Annotated in this window: 12 protein-coding genes and 1 pseudogene; 7 read left to right on the top strand and 6 right to left on the bottom strand. The window is 61.8% G+C overall.

What is annotated here, in order from left to right; translation table 11 throughout:
- The first annotated feature begins 27 nt into the window (after nucleotides 1-27).
- Nucleotides 28-945: a transcriptional regulator MetR gene (gene metR / locus HX811_RS01645; protein ID WP_003216460.1), complete on the top strand. Its 918-nt coding sequence runs from the start codon at nucleotides 28-30 to the stop codon at nucleotides 943-945.
- Nucleotides 946-1,058: 113 nt separating this feature from the next.
- On the opposite strand, the gene HX811_RS01640 is transcribed toward metR, so the two are convergent.
- From HX811_RS01640 to HX811_RS01620, 5 genes are all read right to left on the bottom strand, one after another.
- Nucleotides 1,059-1,469 carry an NUDIX domain-containing protein gene (locus tag HX811_RS01640; RefSeq protein WP_177036176.1) on the bottom strand — a complete coding sequence of 137 codons (411 nt, stop codon included), beginning with the start codon at nucleotides 1,467-1,469 and terminating at the stop codon, nucleotides 1,059-1,061.
- Between the two features lie 48 nt (nucleotides 1,470-1,517).
- Entirely contained in the window at nucleotides 1,518-2,864 is a 1,347-nt protein-coding gene (locus HX811_RS01635; RefSeq protein WP_177044485.1) for an HD domain-containing phosphohydrolase, read from the bottom strand.
- A gap of 182 nt (nucleotides 2,865-3,046) precedes the next feature.
- The gene (locus HX811_RS01630; protein WP_003216453.1) at nucleotides 3,047-3,319 is read right to left on the bottom strand and encodes a type B 50S ribosomal protein L31; all 273 of its coding nucleotides are present in this window, start codon (nucleotides 3,317-3,319) and stop codon (nucleotides 3,047-3,049) included.
- Nucleotides 3,320-3,419: 100 nt separating this feature from the next.
- Nucleotides 3,420-4,745 carry an APC family permease gene (locus HX811_RS01625; RefSeq protein ID WP_003216451.1) on the bottom strand — a complete coding sequence of 442 codons (1,326 nt, stop codon included), beginning with the start codon at nucleotides 4,743-4,745 and terminating at the stop codon, nucleotides 3,420-3,422.
- Nucleotides 4,746-4,989: 244 nt separating this feature from the next.
- Complete coding sequence (locus HX811_RS01620; RefSeq protein ID WP_177044484.1) at nucleotides 4,990-5,811, bottom strand: carbon-nitrogen hydrolase family protein; 822 nt, start codon at nucleotides 5,809-5,811, stop codon at nucleotides 4,990-4,992.
- Between the two features lie 93 nt (nucleotides 5,812-5,904).
- On the opposite strand from HX811_RS01620, the gene HX811_RS01615 reads away from it, so the two are divergent.
- The 4 genes and pseudogenes from HX811_RS01615 to HX811_RS01600 all read left to right on the top strand — a co-directional run bounded on the left by HX811_RS01615 (nucleotide 5,905) and on the right by HX811_RS01600 (nucleotide 9,958).
- Nucleotides 5,905-6,669, top strand: a complete 765-nt coding sequence (locus tag HX811_RS01615) for a LuxR C-terminal-related transcriptional regulator (protein WP_003216446.1) — start codon at nucleotides 5,905-5,907, stop codon at nucleotides 6,667-6,669.
- A gap of 39 nt (nucleotides 6,670-6,708) precedes the next feature.
- A complete protein-coding gene (locus HX811_RS01610) occupies nucleotides 6,709-8,328 on the top strand; it encodes an FMN-binding glutamate synthase family protein (protein ID WP_003216444.1) in 1,620 nt (539 codons plus the stop codon).
- A 66-nt stretch (nucleotides 8,329-8,394) separates the two neighbouring features.
- Nucleotides 8,395-8,690 (top strand): annotated as a pseudogene (locus HX811_RS01605) (cupin domain-containing protein).
- A 143-nt stretch (nucleotides 8,691-8,833) separates the two neighbouring features.
- Complete coding sequence (locus HX811_RS01600; protein WP_177044483.1) at nucleotides 8,834-9,958, top strand: OpgC family protein; 1,125 nt, start codon at nucleotides 8,834-8,836, stop codon at nucleotides 9,956-9,958.
- Nucleotides 9,959-10,003: 45 nt separating this feature from the next.
- Here the strand turns inward: HX811_RS01600 and HX811_RS01595 are convergent, their stop codons facing one another.
- On the bottom strand, nucleotides 10,004-11,416 hold the full coding sequence (locus HX811_RS01595; protein ID WP_003216436.1) for an amino acid permease: 1,413 nt from the start codon (nucleotides 11,414-11,416) through the stop codon (nucleotides 10,004-10,006).
- Between the two features lie 687 nt (nucleotides 11,417-12,103).
- On the opposite strand from HX811_RS01595, the gene HX811_RS01590 reads away from it, so the two are divergent.
- Together HX811_RS01590 and HX811_RS01585 are read left to right on the top strand one after the other, a co-directional pair.
- Entirely contained in the window at nucleotides 12,104-12,562 is a 459-nt protein-coding gene (locus HX811_RS01590; protein ID WP_177044482.1) for a transposase, read from the top strand.
- Nucleotides 12,563-12,834: 272 nt separating this feature from the next.
- Nucleotides 12,835-15,927 carry a biosynthetic peptidoglycan transglycosylase gene (locus HX811_RS01585; protein WP_177044481.1) on the top strand — a complete coding sequence of 1,031 codons (3,093 nt, stop codon included), beginning with the start codon at nucleotides 12,835-12,837 and terminating at the stop codon, nucleotides 15,925-15,927.
- The last annotated feature ends 113 nt before the right edge of the window (nucleotides 15,928-16,040 follow it).

Genomic DNA, 16,040 nt, shown 5'->3' with positions numbered 1-16,040 from the left:
GTCACAAGTTATATTCATGGAGACCCCGTGCTCGAAATCCGCCATCTCAAGACCCTGCACGCCTTGCGCGAAGCCGACAGCCTGGTGGAGGCCGCTGAGCGCCTGCACCTGACGCAATCAGCACTCTCCCACCAGTTCAAGGAACTGGAAGAGCGCATGGGCATGCAGTTATTCGTGCGCAAGACCAAGCCGCTGCGCTTCACCAGCGCCGGCCTGCGCCTGCTGCAACTGGCGGACGCCACCCTGCCCTTGCTGCGCGGTGCCGAACGCGACATCGCGCGCCTGGCCGGCGGCACGGCCGGGCGTTTGCACATGGCCATCGAGTGCCACAGTTGCTTCCAGTGGTTGATGCCGACCATCGACCAGTTCCGCGATGCCTGGCCGGAAGTCGAGCTGGACCTGGCCTCCGGCTTCGCCTTCGCGCCGCTGCCGGCCCTGGCCCGTGGCGACCTGGACCTGGTGGTGACCTCGGATCCGCTGGAGCTGCCCGGCATCACCTATGTACCGCTGTTCACCTACGAAGCCATGCTCGCCGTGGCCAACCAGCACCCGCTGGCGAACAAGCCGTACATCGTGCCCGAAGACCTGATCAGCGAAACCCTGATCACCTACCCGGTGGAGCGGGATCGCCTGGACATCTTCACCCGCTTCCTGGAACCGGCGGATGTAGAACCGGCCCAGGTGCGCACCTCGGAACTGACGGTGATGATGATGCAGTTGGTGGCCAGCGGTCGCGGCGTGTGCGGCATGCCCCATTGGGCGCTGCATGAATACAGCTCCCGGGGGTATGTGAAGGCCAAGCGGCTGGGGGAGAAAGGTTTGTTTGCCACGCTGTACGCCGGGATTCGCGCCGACATGCTGGACGCGCCCTACATGCGTGATTTTCTGCTGACGGCCAAGGACACTTCGTTTTCGACCCTGGACGGGGTCAGCGCCGTACGCTGACCTGTAGCGGCTACCTGTGGCGAGGGAGCTTGCTCCCGCTGGGCTGCGCAGCAGACCCAAAAATCCTGGGGCCGCTTCGCGCCCCAGCGGGAGCAAGCTCCCTCGCCACAAGGTCAGGCAGGGATCAGCGACGCGCGGTAGAACGGCAGAATCAAATCCCGAGTCAGCGGCGCAAGCTGCAAACCACCGTCGCCAGCCGGGTCGATCCAGCAAACCTCTTCAATCTCGGCAGCCGGCATCACCGCCACGTCGATGTGCACCTGGAACAAATCGGCCTGCACCACAAACCCCGGCTCATTCGCCGCCGGCGCCGAGAACTGCCCAAGGTACACAGCCGCCGCCGGATCAACTCGCAGGCCCAGTTCTTCGTGCAGCTCACGGGCCAAAGCCTCTGCGGGTTGCTCGCCGGCATCGATCTTGCCGCCCGGCTGCATGAAGGCCTGGGTGCCGCGCTTGCGTACCAGCAGGGTCTGGCCGTCGCTGCCGATCAGCAGGGCGGCGGCGATGCGAATGGTGGAGGTCATGAAAAGGTCGCCTTGAATACAAAGGCGCAAGGATCCCATGAACCGGTCTCACCCCGAAAGCAGTGCCTCATCCGGCTCCTTGATGAACACGCTGTACTTCGCCCCTTCCATGGCCTCGAACGCAATCAGCTTGTCCACCAGCGGCAGGTTCAACACCTTGCCGGCGTTGAGCAGCAGCATGCCGTTGTCGGCGTTGAGGTTGCGCGCCAGCACCATGCCTTCGGCCAGTTCGCGGGTGGTCAGGACCTTCACCGACGGGTCGCCCAGGGTCACGTCGCTGAGGAACGCGGCGCAGGCCTGGACGAAGTCCTCGACCATGTCCGGGTCGTAAAGGCGCCCGGCGTATTTGCGGATGTAGAGCAGCGCTTCGTCGCTGTTCATCTGCCGCTCAAGGATCAAGCCGCGTTGCAATTCGATGAAGTCCACCGCCAGTTTCAACAGGCGCGAACCTACAGGTATTGCTTCGCCCTTGAGGTGGTCGGGAAAGCCGCTGCCGTCCCAGCGTTCCTGGTGATGGCGGATCAAGCGTGCCGCGTCTTTCATCGGTTCCAGGGTCATCAGCAACGATTCGCTCTGGGCCGGATACGCCCGGTACCGCTCACGGTAGGTGCTGTGCAGCAGGTCGCTGGGAGAGACCATCATGTTGTCGCTCCAACTCAACTTGCCGATGTTGTAGAGCGCGGCGGCCATGGTCAGGTCGCGATTGCTGGCCTCATCCAGGCCGCGGCCGTGGCACCAGGTGCGCACCAGCTCGATGATCTGCCGGTTGGTTTGCTTGGCTCGGGGCAAGCGCAGGTTGGCCAGCAGCGAGAACACTTCGGTGCCGGTGGCGTAGCTGTGTTTGAGTTCTTCGTAGGCCAGGTCGAGCATGTCAGCGGTTTGCTGCAGCTCGCTGGTGCGTGAGGCCACGCGTTTTTCCAGGCTGGCGTTGAGTTGCTTGAGTTCGTCGTTCTGCTGGCGGGTCAATTGCTCCAGGCGCAGGCGCTCACGCTCGGAGTGTTGATGGGCCAGGGATTGCCGCAACGCCAGCAGCAGTTCTTCGTCTTTCCAGGGTTTGCTCAGGTAGCGGTAGATCTGCCCTTCGTTGATGGCCTTGATGATCAGCGTCAGGTCGGTTTCACCGGTCAGCAGGATGCGCACGGTGTGCGGGTAATCATGGTGGATCTGCGCAAGCAGGGTGGCGCCGTCCATGTCCGGCAGGCGCGCGGCGCTCATCACCAGGTCGACGGGTTGCTGCGCCAGAATCGCCAGCGCGTGAGCGGCGTCGGTGGCGCGGCATAATTCAAAGGGTTCCAGGCGCAGCAACTGCGTCAGGCGGTCCAGCACGTCCGGGTGTGCGTCAATCAACAGCACCACCGGGCGGTCGGGATTTGCGAAGGTCACTGACTCTCCCATGGGGCACCTCGTATAGCGTCGATGTGCGTGTCCTACGGTCAAGGTAACAGCCTCCTGGCCATTACCCAGCAGTTTAGTCGGTTTTTCTTTGCAGTGATGGCCTTGCGACATCACTTCGTCAGGTGGGCATAAAAAAGGGCCACTTCATTGAATGAAGCGGCCCTGAGGTAACGCGCGATGCATCACGCCTCGGCGGTTTTACCGGCCGAACCAAACGACGCAAACCGCTTGTTGAAGCCGGCGATGCGGCCTTCGGACTGGGTCTTGCGCTGTTGGCCGGTGTACACCGGGTGCGAGGCGCTGGACACGTCCAGGAGCACGTAGGGATAGGTATTGCCGTCGCTGTGTTGCTGCGTACGGTCGGTTTCCACGGTGGAACCGATCAGGAAGAAAACGTCGGCGGCGGTGTCATGGAACAACACGGTGCGGTAGTCGGGGTGGATACCAGGTTTCATAAGGCCTCCGGGGCGTCTGGGTGAACATCAAGTGTTATACAGTAACACAAATGATGCACCCAAACGAGAACCGATTGCAATAAGAATAGACCCCAAGCTTCTATGCGGCTTCCTGAAAGTCCATTTCCGGGGGCTGCCGGGAGAAGCCCCGCGTCAGGAAACCCAGGTACACCAGGCCAATCGCCAACCAGCTCAGGCCCAGGTAAATCGCCAGGTGATCAAGGCTGACCATCAACCACAAATCCGCCACCAGGCCGATGGTCGGGAACACCAGGAACAGCACCAACTCCCGCAAACCGCGCTGCTTGGCACCGATCCAGTAGTGGAAGATCACCGACAGGTTCACCAGGCTGAAAGCCAGGAACGCACCGAAGTTGATGAACGAGGTGGAGGTGGTGACGTCCAGTCTCAACGCCAGTAACGCAACCACCGCACACAGCAGGATGCTGTTGACCGGCGTACCGAAGCGCGCGTGCAAAGTACCGAAGAACGACTTGGGCAACACCCCGTCGCGCCCCATCGCAAACAGCAACCGCGAACCGCTAGCCTGCGCCGACAGCCCCGAGGCGAACTGGCCGACGATCAGGCCGATCAGGAAGATCGACACAAACAGGTCGCCGCCAATGTTGCGGGCAATCTCGTAAGCGGCAGAATCCACGTCGGTGAACTCGAACGATGGGTGGGCGATCTGCACGAAGTACGACACACCGACGAAGATCAGCCCGCCGATCAGGGTGATCAGCATGATCGCCCGGGGAATCGTGCGGCGCGGGTCGCGGGTTTCTTCGGTCAGGGTGCTGACCGCGTCAAAGCCCAGGAACGAATAGCAGGCGATTGCCGCGCCGCTCATGATCAACGGCATTTGCATCTGGCCGTTGAAGAACGGGGTGATGGTCCACAGCGGCTTGCTCGCATCACCGCCGATGTAGTGGATGCACAGCGCGACGAAGGCGACCAGCACCAGGAACTGCACCAGCATCAGCAAGGCGTTGATGCCGTTGGCGAGTTTCAGGCCGATGATGTTGATCACACTGGTGACCCCGATAAACGCCAGTACCCAGACCCATTGCGGCACGGCCGGGAAGGCCGAATGCAGGTAGGCCGCGCCGATCAGCCAGATGGCCATGGGCAGGAACAGGTAGTCGAGCAACACCGCCCAACCGGCGATAAACCCCAGCTTGGGGCTGATGGCCTTGCGCACATAGCTGTAGGCGGACCCGGCCACCGGGAACGCGGAGGCCATGCGGCCGTAGCTCATGGCGGTGAAGAACATCGCCACCAGGGCGGCCAGGTAAGCGGCCGGGACCATGCCGGCGGTGGATTGCGCCAGGATACCGAAGGTGCCCAGGACAATGATCGGTGTCATATAGGCGATGCCAAACAGCACCACCGACCCTAACGACAGGGTGCGTTGCAAACGAGCCATGAGCGATTCTCCGCGCAATTATTAGATTTATGGCAGAACTGAAGTCGGTGCAGCGAACGCAATAATTTTTATGGTTGAAGCAGCTTTTTGACTGGGTGCAACTTTTGTGGCGATAACGCCTCTTGTGGCGAGGGAGCTTGCTCCCGCCGGGCTGCGCAGCAGACCCAAAAATCTTGGGGCCGCTTCGCGCCCCAGCGGGAGCAAGCTCCCTCGCCACAACAGCATCCTTGCCACGAGACCCGTGTCAGGGTTTGGGGATCAACAATTCCCGCGTCCCGTCCTCGCGCTCAATCACCTCCCCCGGCAATTTCAAGCGCTGGTCATCCAGGTAGCGATAGTCCTGTCGCGCCGCCGCCAGTTGCCCCAGGTCCAGTTCAACCCTGAACTGCCCTTCCCCGCGCCCGGCTTCAAACAGCAAGCTGCCGAACGGGTCGACCAGCGCACTGCCACCGGCGAACATCAGGCCGTCATCGCCCTCTTCCACCCGGTTGACCATCAGCGCGAACGCCTGGTTTTCCTGGGCGCGGGCCATGATCGCGGTGCGGTGGGTGGGGCCGTACGGGTCCATGTTGCCGTTGGTGACGATCAACACTTCAGCCCCCAACTGCGCCAGGGCCCGGGCGGTTTCCGGGAATTCGATGTCGTAGCAGATCAACAGGCCGACTCGCACGCCGTTCCACACGCAGGTGGCGTAGCGGTCACCCGGGGTGAAGACGCCGCGGTCCGAGGCCCACAGGTGGGTCTTGCGATAGCGCAGGGCGATGCCGTCCGGGGTGATCATCAAGGTGGTGTTATAGAATTGGCCCGCGTCGCTCTCGGCCATGCCGATCACCACGGCGACATTGCGCGCACGGGCGGCCTGGATAATCGCCTGCACGGTCGGGCCGTACACCGGCTCGGCCACCTCGGCCACGGTGCCGGCGGTCGGGAAGCCCATCAGGTGGGTTTCCGGGAATACGACCAATTGGGTATCCGCCGCACACGCAGCAATTGCCGCCAACGCGCGCTCAAGGTTGTAAGCTGTGCCGTTATCGCGGCCTGCCAGCTGGGCAAATTCGACCTTCATGGTTATTCCTTGTTCTTTATCTGTGGCGCAGTATGCGCAGCCGCGAACACTCGGGAAATCACGCAGCCGGGTTAACCCTATGGGGGTAGATGCATGACATTGTCGCTGGAAGACATCGCCTGGCACCGTTCGGTGGGGCAGATGATAGACGCCCTGGACCAGCCGAATTTCTGGACGCAGCTGGTCCGGTTGCTCGACCAATATGTGCCGTTCGACAGTTGGGTGGTGTTGCTGTTCAGCAGCGAGCACAAACCCCTGGTGTTCGCCGAATGCCCGGGCCAGGACGGCGAACCCGACCATCTGTTCCAGGATTACCTCAACGGTTTATACCTGCTCGATCCCTTCTACATCGCCAGCCGCGAACACTCGCGCACCGGACTGTTTCGCCTGGCCGAAGTGGCCCCGGAGCATTTCGAGCTGACCGAGTATTACCAGCGCTACTTCCGGCTGAACGTGGTGGCCGATGAAATCCAGTTCAACTGCCAGCAACCGGACGGGCGAACCCTGTGCCTTTCCCTGGGCTCCAAACAGCGCTTTGACCCACAGCAGATTGCCCTGCTGTCGCTGATTCAACCGTGGGTACTGGGCTTGCTGCGCCAGCGCCTGCCCCATGAACTCAACCAGGTGAGCGCTCCGGAGCAGCCGATCCACAACGATGGCTGGGGCGCGCAACTCACCGCGCGGGAGCTGGATGTGGGCCGTTTGATGCTCAGTGGTTGCTCCAGCAAGGAAATCGCTCGTAAGCTGGAAATCTCTGTTGAAACCGTGAAAGTCCATAAGAAACACATGTACAGCAAGCTAGGGATCAAATCCCAGTCGGAGCTGTTCTCGATTTTTCTGCAGGCGCAAAACGCCTGAAAATCGTATTACTGATGAGTGGAACCTAAGGAAAACCGTATGAGCCTGTCGTTACTAAGCCGTTACGCGTTCTTTGCCGTCTGCGTCATTTTCACCCTCGCCAGCATGCCGTTTATCGAACACGAATGGCTGTGGCCGATCGCCGTGGTCACCGGCATCCTTAGCCTGATCGGCATTTTCGACCTGCTGCAAAGCCCCCACGCGGTGCGCCGCAACTACCCGATCCTGGGCAATATCCGTTACCTGGTGGAAGGCATCCGTCCGGAAATCCGCCAGTACCTGCTGGAATCCGACAGCGACGCCCTGCCCTTCTCCCGGGCCCAGCGCTCGCTGGTCTATTCCCGCGCCAAGAATGAAAGTGCCGACAAACCCTTCGGCACGCTGATCGACGTGTACCAGTCGGGCTTTGAGTTTATCGGCCACTCCATGCGCCCCGCGCCACTGAGCGACCCCAGCGCGTTTCGCGTGATCGTCGGCGGCCCGCAATGCAAGCAGCCCTACTCGGCCTCGGTGTTCAACATCTCGGCCATGAGCTTCGGTTCGCTGAGCGCCAACGCGATTCGCGCGCTCAACCAGGGGGCCAAGCTCGGCAACTTCGCCCATGACACCGGTGAAGGCAGCATCAGCCCCTATCACCGGGAAAACGGCGGCGACCTGACCTGGGAGCTCGGCAGCGGCTACTTCGGCTGCCGCACCAGCGCCGGCCTTTTCGACCCGGAACGCTTCGCCGTGCAGGCGCAGAACCCGCAAGTGCGGATGATCGAAATCAAGATGAGCCAGGGCGCCAAACCGGGCCACGGCGGGATCCTGCCCAAGCACAAGGTCACCCAGGAAATCGCCGACACCCGCGGCATCATGATGGGCGAGGACTGCATCTCGCCGTCGCGCCACAGCGCGTTTTCCACTCCTATCGAAATGATGCACTTCATCGCCCAGCTGCGTGAACTGTCGGGCGGCAAACCGGTGGGCTTCAAGTTCTGCCTGGGCCACCCGTGGGAATTCATGGGCATCGCCAAGGCCATGCTCGAAACCGGCATCCTCCCGGACTTTATCGTGGTGGACGGCAAGGAAGGCGGCACCGGCGCCGCGCCGGTGGAGTTCACCGACCACATCGGCGTGCCGCTGCGTGAAGGCTTGTTGTTCGTGCACAACACCCTGGTGGGCTTGAACCTGCGGGACAAGATCAAGCTCGGCGCCAGCGGCAAGATCGTCAGCGCGTTCGACATCGCCAGCGTCCTGGCCATCGGTGCCGACTGGGCCAACTCGGCGCGGGGCTTCATGTTCGCCATCGGCTGTATCCAGTCGCAAAGCTGCCACACCAACAAATGCCCCACCGGGGTAGCCACCCAGGACCCGTTGCGCCAGCGCGCACTGGTGGTGCCGGACAAGGCCCAGCGCGTGTTCAACTTCCACCGCAACACGCTGAAGGCCCTGGCCGAAATGCTCGCTGCCGCCGGTCTCGACCACCCTTCGCAACTCTCGGCCAAGCACCTGGTGCGGCGCATGTCGGCCACCGAGATCAAGTTGTTTTCGCAGCTGCATGTGTTCCTGAAACCTGGCGAATTGCTCACCGGCGAAGTGAACGGCGAGTTTTATTCGCGCATGTGGCAGATGGCGCGGGCCGATAGTTTTGAGCCGAATGAAATCGCCGCGGCCTGAGCCCGCACTGAACAACCCCGCTGAACCGGACCACCGAACGGCATCGTTGAAACAAGGAGCTTCACCATGCCGTTACTCGACTTCACCGCCCTTGCCGCCCAACTGCCGGACACCTGGAAATCCACCCGCGTGGGCCAGGTCGGCCCGGCGCGGATCAAGGTGCTGCGCATGGATGCACAGGCTTATGAAGAAGAAACCCACGACTACAACGAAGGGCTGTTGGTGATCGACGGCCTTTGCGCCTGTCTATTGGCGAGGAGGCCATCGACGTCGGCGCCGGTCAGATGTACCTGGTTGAAGCCGGCATCGCCCACGCGGTACTCGCCGGCAGCCAAGGCACGCTGGTGATCATCGACGTTTAAACAAAGCGATGAGACATTCAGCAAAAAACTCAGCTTTGCAATTGCTTACAAATACCGCCAACCTGCGCCCGCCCGACGTACGGCTCGACTGAAGCCGTCGTCCACTTGTCATTACTAAACCCCTTGTTCAAGAGCCCGCTGCCATGCTGAACGGACGCGACCCGCGCATCGATTTTTTTCGGGGCCTGGCGTTGATCTTTATTTTCTGGGATCACGTGCCCCACAACCCTCTGGGCCAGATCACCCTGCGCAACTTCGGTTTCAGCGACGCGGCGGAGGTCTTCGTGTTCCTGGCCGGTTATGCGGCCGTGCTGGCCTACGGCAAGATCCTGCAGCGCGACGGTTATCTGATCGCCTGCGTGAAGATCTGGCGGCGCACCTGGGTGCTGTACGTGGTGCACATCTTCTTGCTGGCGATGCTGATGGGCATCGTGTTCTTCGCCAACAGCCATGTGGAAACCCGCGACCTCGTTGAAGAGATGGGCCTGACGCACTTCGTCACCCATCCCCAGCAAGCCCTGGTGGATGAACTGTTGCTGCGCTTCAAACCCAACCTGATGGACCCGTTGCCGCTGTACATCGTGCTGCTGGGTTGCCTGCCGCTGGTGTTGCCGTTGCTGTTGCGCAAGACCTGGGCGGTGGTGGCTGTTTCGCTGGCGGTGTACTTGCTGGCCCCGCACCTGGGCTGGAACCTGGCGGCGATTGCCGACGGCGTGTGGTACTTCAACCCGGTGACCTGGCAGTTGCTGTTTGTGCTGGGCGGCGCGGCGGCGATTCATGCCGGGCAACCCCGCCCTGTCGAGACTCGGCGCCTGTTGCGTCAACCGTTGTTCGTCGCTGCGGCGGTGTATGCGCTGTTGGCGGGGGTTCTCACGCTCTCGTGGCGCTGGCCGGAAATCCACGACGCGCTGATGCCGTCGGCGCTCAGTGACCTGCTGTACCCCATCAGCAAGACCGACCTGTCGCCCGTGCGTTTGCTGCACTTCCTGGCCCTGGCCTATGTCACCGCCAAGCTGTTGCCTGGCCACGCCTGGACGCAAAACTGGCTGGCGCAGCAAACCTGCCGCATGGGCCGCTACTCCCTGGAGGTGTTCTGCCTGGGGGTGCTGCTGGCACCGCTGGCGGACATGATCAATGCGATCACCGGCGATGCCTTCGCCATGCAACTCTTCACCGCATTGATAGGCGCCGGGCTGATGGCGCTGCTGGGGGCCTGGCTGGATTTAAACAAGCGGCTCACCCAACCGGCGCCTCCCGCCACCGCCTGAAAAACAAAAAGCCCCGTAAGGGGCTTTTTGTTGAGCGCAGGAAACTCAGCTCGCGGTGCGTGCCGCCGCTTGAGTCGGCTGCAACTTGAACACGTAGAACAACACCGTCAGCAGCACCAGGAACACCGGCCCCACGTAGAGCGCCACACGGGTGTCCGGGAAGTACGCCATCAGGCCCACCACCAGCACCAGGAACGCCAAGGCCAGGTAGGAGCTGACCGGGTACAGCCACATGCGGTATTTAAGGCCGTCACGTTCGGCCTGGGTCAGGCTCTTGCGGAACTTGAGCTGGGCCAGGAGGATCATCAGCCAGGTCCAGATCGCGCCGAAGGTAGCGATGGAAGTGACCCAGACGAAGACTTTTTCCGGAACCATGTAGTTGAGCAGCACGCCCAGCAACAGCACGAAGATCGACAGCAGCAGCGCCTTGCGCGGCACGCCGTTGCTTGAGGTGGTACCGAACGTGGCCGGGGCCTGGCCGTTCTGTGCCAGGCTGTAGAGCATGCGCCCGGTGCTGAAGATACCGCCGTTGCACGACGACAACGCCGCGGTGATCACCACGAAGTTGATGATGCCGGCGGCGGTCTTGATACCCAGGCGCTCGAAGGTCATCACGAACGGGCTGCCCTGGGTGCCGATTTCGTTCCACGGGTAGATCGACAGGATCACGAACAACGCACCGACGTAGAACAGCAGGATGCGCCAGAACACCGAGCCGATGGCACTCGGGATGGTCTTCTGCGGGTTCTTCGCTTCACCGGCGGTGAGGCCGATCATCTCCACGCCCAGGTAGGCGAACATCACCATCTGCAGGGACATCAATACACCCTGCACGCCATTGGGCATAAAGCCGCCGTGGGTCCACAGGTTGGAAATGCCCAGGGCCACGCCATCGTTGCCAAAGCCGAACGCGATGATGCCGACGCCGCCGATCACCATGGCAATGATGGTGACGATCTTGATCAGTGCGAACCAGAACTCGAACTCACCGAAGGCCTTGACCGCGATCAGGTTAATGGTGCCCATGCTGATCAGTGCTGCCAGGGCCCAGATCCAGCGGGGTGTATCGGGGAACCACACGCCCATGTACACGGCGACGGCCGTGATTTCTGCCACGCAGGTCACCAGCCACAGGAACCAATAGTTCCAGCCGGTGAGAAAGCCCGCCAGCGGGCCGAGGTAATCCTGGGCGTAGCGGCTGAACGAACCGGCCACCGGGTTGTGCACGGCCATCTCGCCGAGGGCGCGCATGATCACCAGGATCGCCAGGCCGCCGATGATGTACGACAGCATGATCGCCGGGCCGGCCATTTCAATGGCCTTGGCCGAGCCTAGGAACAGGCCGACGCCGATGCATGCACCGAGGGCCATCAGGCGAATATGCCGTTCGCCGAGTTCGCGTTTCAGCGGACCGCCCTGAGCGGTCTCGCCGTGGGGCAGATGATTGCCAGCTGGCATAGGGATACAACCTCGTCTTGTTATTGGATATGAGCCACCGAGTCCGGGGCGTCATGGCGGGTCTGCCATGGCGTACCGTTGCCGGATCACCTTTTGGGTAAAACGGTCTGGCCGGGCCAGATCAGCGGGGGTGCAGTATAAAAAGCTAAACCCAGGGGTTTTCACTCTATAAACGGCAAGATTCAGCGGGAACTCTCGGTAAAGGCGCCTTTTGCGGAGGAGCATCACCTGGTTAGCGTAGGAATCATCGCCACCAAACGGCGGCGAGTATTGCACGGTAATGGTGCAGCGTCATGCCCCTACCTTTGGCGGATTTACCGGTGGGGGAGGCTCTAGAGCGGCACTTCCTGACAACCAAGGGCCATTGTGGGGAAAGAGCTTGGTGTGGCGAGGAGCTTGCTGTGGCGAAGGGGCTTGCTGTGGTGAAGGAGCTTGCTGTGGCGAGGGAGCTTGCTCCCGCTGGGCTGCGCAGCAGACCCAAAGCCTGGGCATACGGTTTATCAGTTAGACCGGGGTGGGTTCTTTGGGAGTGCTTCGCACTCCAGCGGGAGCAAGCTCCCTCGCCACAGCAAGCTCCCTCGCCACGGAGAATTTCCAGGCACGGAAATACGTACTCAATAATTCCGGGATCGACGCCTTTATCAGGCTGCTAGCGTCAATTCATCTGGAGCAAAGGAATGCAATGGAATGCCAACTCGCCCTCAATCCCATCGCCTGCGGACCGGCAGATTCAGCGAGCCCGGCAGGACTTATCTGGTGACTGCGGTGGCACACAATCGTCAGCCCCTGTTTGCCGACTTTCGTCTGGGTCGCTTGTTGGTAGCAGAGTTCAAGCGCGCACAAGAGCAAAAATGGGGGAGCTCCATCGCCTGGGTCATCATGCCTGACCACTTTCATTGGCTGGTCCAGCTTGAGCAACGCAGCCTGCCGCAACTGATGCAGGCGGTTAAATCCCGCAGCACCTGCACCATCAACCGGGCGAGGAACCGGACAGGCGCTTTTTGGCAGAACGGCTATCACGACAGGGGAATCCGGGACGGTGAAGACTTGCGCCACTTGGCTCGATACATCATCGCCAATCCCATCAGAGCGGGACTGGTGAAACGCGCCGGCGATTACCCTCTGTGGGATGCCTGCTGGCTATGAGCCGGAATAGCAACCACTGTGGCGAGGGAGCTTGCTCCCGCTGGGCTGCGCAGCGGACCCAAAACCTGGGCATGCGGTTTATCAATCAGACCGGGGCGGGTTCTTGGGGAGTGCTTCGCACTCCAGCGGGAGCAAGCTCCCTCGCCACAGCAAACTCCCTTTACCAAAACAAACTCCCTCACCACATCACACTCACAAATCCCTCCCACTCGCCCACCACCGTCTAAGCTTCAACCAAGTCCGATCAATCTGCGTAAATGGATCAATCGACTATGGGCGCTTTATGGCAAAACGCTTCGACCAAGGCTGCGGTATCCACCGATAGCCCGGATGAACAGCCGTTGCCACAAAGCCCTCCTCCCCGCCGACGGTTGTGGTGGCGGCTGTTCTGGCTGGTGCTGCTGATTGCGCTGATCGCCCTGGGCTTTGCCGCCCTGCGGGAAATGCGCACTTCAAGGTTGCAGGCCAAGACCTTCTCCGACATTGCCTCAACCCTCACCTACCAAATGCATTCGGGCCCCAGCTATGCGCGGGTTTACCCTGGCGCCGGGCCCTTTGACAAGCGCCTGGGCTACAGCGCCCTCGGCGAGTTCCTGCCGCGCTTGATCAAGCGTGACTACCTGATCCAGGCTCAAGCGCGTTTCTCCCCCGACCTGATGGCCTACGCCCAGCGCGGCCTGTTCGTGCCCTACCCGGAAAAAATCCAGGCCGGTCTGACCATCACCGATTGCCGCGCCGCACCGCTGTATCAGTTCACGTATCCACAACAGTTCTACCCAAGCTTTGCGGCGATCCCGCCGGTGGTGGTCAGCAGCCTGCTGTTTATCGAAGACCGCGACCTGCTGGACCCGAAAAACCCGCAACTCAACCCGGCCGTGGATTGGCCGCGCTTTGCCAAGGCCGCCTGGTCCCAGGTGGCGAAGCTTTTGCACCTGCCCGGCCAGACGGCAGGCGGCAGTACCCTGGCCACGCAACTGGAGAAATACCGCCACTCGCCCGACGGCCTGACCCTGTCCGGCGGCGAGAAAATCCGCCAGATGATTTCTGCCAGCGTGCGCGCGTATCAGGACGGCCCGCAAACCCTTGCCGCTCGCCAGGATATCGTGCGCGACTACCTCAACAGCGTGCCCCTGTCGGCGGTACCCGGCCATGGCGAAGTGCACGGCATGGCCGAAGGCTTGCGCGTGTGGTACGGCGCCGACTTCAACCAGACAAACGCGCTGCTCATCGGCACCGACCCCAAACAGCTGCCGCAAAAGGGTCTGGCGTTGCGCGAGGTGCTGTCGCTGATGATCGCCCAGCGTCGCCCGTCTCACTATCTGTCCAAGGGCCACAAGGAACTGGCGGACCTCACCGACAGCCACATCCGCCTGCTCGCACAAAACAACGTGATCGACCCGGCGCTGGCCAGCGCAGCCCTCGCCAGCAAAGTCACCTACCGTGACTGGCAGCAACAACCGACGATCCAGCCAATCGAAACCAACAAGGGCATCAGCGTCGCCCGCACGCGCCTGGCCGCCCTGCTCAACCAGCCGCTGTACGACCTCGACCGGCTCGATCTCTCTGCCACGAGCACCTTGCAAGCCGACCTGCAAAGCCAGGCCAGCACGTACCTCAAGCAACTCGCCGACCCCGCCTTCGCCGCGCAGATCGGCCTGCTCGGGCCCACGCTGCTGACGCCCGCCAGCACCGCTCAGGTTCGCTACAGTTTCAACCTCTACGAGATGACACCCGACGGTGCCCGCGTGCGCGTGCAAACCGACAGCACCGACCAGCCATTCGACATCAACGAAGGCAGCAAGCTGGAACTGGGTTCAACCGCCAAGCTGCGGGTGATGACCACCTACCTGCAAATCGTCAGTGAACTGCATGATAAATACGCTGCAACGCCTGCCGCCGAGCTGCGCAAAGTCCCGGTCGACGACACCGACCGCATTACCCGCTGGGCCCTCGACTACCTGGCCCAGAACAGCGACCGCAACCTGCCGGCCATGCTCGACGCCGCCCTCAACCGCCAATACTCGGCCAACACCGGCGAAGGTTTTTTCACCGGCGGCGGCATGCACCACTTCCATAACTTCCGCAGCCAGGACAACGGTCGCAATCCCACGTTGATCGAAGCCCTGCGCGAGTCGATCAACTTGCCGTTCATTCGCCTGATGCGTGACCTGGTGCGCTACAGCACCTATCACGGTGCGAACAACAGTGCCGAGTTGCTCAAGGACGACAGTGACCCGAGGCGCCAGGAATACCTGGCCAAATTCGCCGACCGCGAAGGCACCACCTTCCTGCTCAAGTTCTGGAAGAAATACCGCAACAAGAACACCCAGGCGCGCCTCGACACCTTCCTCGACAGCATGCACCCCACCGCCATTCGCCTGGCCGCCGTACACCGCTATCTGCTGCCCAACGCCAGCCAGGCGAGTTTCAACAGCTTCGTCCGCTCGCACTTGAGCAGCGTCAAAAGCCCTGAAAAACTCACCGACGAGCGCCTCGAAAAGCTCTACCAGAATTACGGCCCCGGCGCCTACGATCTGCCTGACCAAGGCTATATCGCCAAGGTTCACCCGCTGGATTTGTGGCTGATGGGCTACCTGCTGAACAACCCCGACGCCACCTTCACCCAGGCCACCGCCGCCAGTGAACACGAGCGCCAGGAGGTTTACAGCTGGCTGTTCAAGAGCCGCCACAAGAGTGCCCGCGACAGTCGCATCCGCACCATGCTGGAGATCGAAGCCTTCCTCGATATTCACCAGCGCTGGCAGAAAGTCGGCTACCCCTTCGACCATCTGGTGCCGTCGCTTGCCACGGCCATCGGCAGCTCCGGCGACCGCCCGGCGGCCCTGGCGGAACTGGTGGGGATCATCCTCAATGATGGCGTGCGCCAGCCCACCCTGCGTATCGACAGCCTGCGCTTTGCCGCCGACACCCCGTACGAAACCCGCTTGGTCAACGACCCCAATCGCGGCAAACGCGTGATGCCTTCCGAGGTGGCCACGGCACTCAAGGGCGCGCTGTCCCAGGTGGTGGACGCGGGCACTGCACGGCGCGTGTCCGGCAGTTTCAAACTGGCGGACGGTACGCCTTTGGCCATGGGCGGCAAGACCGGTACCGGCGACAACCGGATCGAAGCCATCGGCGCCGGCGGGCGGATTCTCAGCTCCAAGGCGATCAACCGCACGGCGACCTTCGTGTTCTACATCGGCGAGCATCATTTCGGCACGCTGACCGCCTTCGTCCCCGGCGCTTCGGCCCAGGGTTTCAAGTTCACTTCGGCGTTGCCGGTACAGGTACTCAAGGGCATGGCGCCGATTCTTACGCCCTATCTGCAACCGGGCAACAACAGCTTATGCAGCGTGCGCTGATGGGCCTATCCCTGCGCTTTTCACTTGCGGATTACTGAGGGATCCGCCGCAGTTTCCACCCACTATTCAAACTTATCCGCAGCCGTGCCGGTGCATAGACTCAAGCCTTCTTT

Source organism: Pseudomonas sp. F8002 (genome assembly GCF_013385495.1).
Taxonomy (GTDB): domain Bacteria; phylum Pseudomonadota; class Gammaproteobacteria; order Pseudomonadales; family Pseudomonadaceae; genus Aquipseudomonas.
This window is presented reverse-complemented; position numbering and strand designations above follow the sequence as displayed.

Excerpts from the sequence above, each read along its gene's own strand:
- HX811_RS01610 (WP_003216444.1), top strand. The coding sequence starts at position 6,709 with ATGAGCCTGTCGTTACTAAGCCGTTACGCGTTCTTTGCCGTCTGCGTC.
- HX811_RS01625 (WP_003216451.1), bottom strand. The coding sequence starts at position 4,745 with ATGGCTCGTTTGCAACGCACCCTGTCGTTAGGGTCGGTGGTGCTGTTT.
- HX811_RS01635 (WP_177044485.1), bottom strand. The coding sequence starts at position 2,864 with ATGGGAGAGTCAGTGACCTTCGCAAATCCCGACCGCCCGGTGGTGCTG.
- HX811_RS01615 (WP_003216446.1), top strand. The coding sequence starts at position 5,905 with ATGACATTGTCGCTGGAAGACATCGCCTGGCACCGTTCGGTGGGGCAG.
- HX811_RS01585 (WP_177044481.1), top strand. The coding sequence starts at position 12,835 with ATGGGCGCTTTATGGCAAAACGCTTCGACCAAGGCTGCGGTATCCACC.
- HX811_RS01640 (WP_177036176.1), bottom strand. The coding sequence starts at position 1,469 with ATGACCTCCACCATTCGCATCGCCGCCGCCCTGCTGATCGGCAGCGAC.
- HX811_RS01595 (WP_003216436.1), bottom strand. The coding sequence starts at position 11,416 with ATGCCAGCTGGCAATCATCTGCCCCACGGCGAGACCGCTCAGGGCGGT.
- HX811_RS01600 (WP_177044483.1), top strand. The coding sequence starts at position 8,834 with ATGCTGAACGGACGCGACCCGCGCATCGATTTTTTTCGGGGCCTGGCG.
- HX811_RS01590 (WP_177044482.1), top strand. The coding sequence starts at position 12,104 with ATGCCAACTCGCCCTCAATCCCATCGCCTGCGGACCGGCAGATTCAGC.
- HX811_RS01630 (WP_003216453.1), bottom strand. The coding sequence starts at position 3,319 with ATGAAACCTGGTATCCACCCCGACTACCGCACCGTGTTGTTCCATGAC.
- HX811_RS01620 (WP_177044484.1), bottom strand. The coding sequence starts at position 5,811 with ATGAAGGTCGAATTTGCCCAGCTGGCAGGCCGCGATAACGGCACAGCT.